Here is a 470-nt window from a genome sequence, read left to right as displayed (position 1 = left end):
AACTTATAGCTCACATAAAAAGAGACAGGTAAGCTAATGATAAGTGAAAAAATTGCTAATTTAACCAAATAGTTAACAATTATCTTGTTAAATTTAGGTAACCTATCAAATATAAAGAAAAAAACAAAGCCTGAAAACACGTAAAATAATAGAGGTGAAGACATAACAATCATGACAACAGTGGCAGAAAATGTTATTTCATCTTTCATTAATATTAATGAAACAGCATCATCAATGATGACACCAATCATAAATATTACTAACAATAATAATATTATCGCACCTAATACTTTAAAGTATTTACTATTCACCTAATCCTTCCCATCGTATTAAAAGAATGCCGAATAATCTTTTTCTGCGTCTCACAGGCTGCTTCTCGTAGCTTTATTAAACGGCCTGATGGCTGCTCACGTCTGAGTGCAACTTCTTCATATATACCTGAAGAATAAAATAACAAGACCTCAATACAG

The 470-nt window shown here is 30.9% G+C and carries 1 protein-coding gene; it reads right to left on the bottom strand.

Going from position 1 to position 470, the window contains the following annotated elements; genetic code table 11:
* Positions 1-311 (bottom strand): DUF1240 domain-containing protein (locus tag FE392_RS19765; RefSeq protein ID WP_319931844.1); only part of this gene is annotated, 311 nt, incomplete at its 3' end.
* Positions 312-470 lie beyond the last annotated feature (159 nt).

Source organism: Xenorhabdus santafensis (assembly GCF_033949405.1).
In the GTDB taxonomy this organism is placed as follows: Bacteria; Pseudomonadota; Gammaproteobacteria; order Enterobacterales; family Enterobacteriaceae; genus Xenorhabdus; species Xenorhabdus santafensis.
The sequence above is the reverse complement of the archived record's forward strand: the minus strand, read 5'-3'. Positions and strand labels throughout refer to the sequence as shown.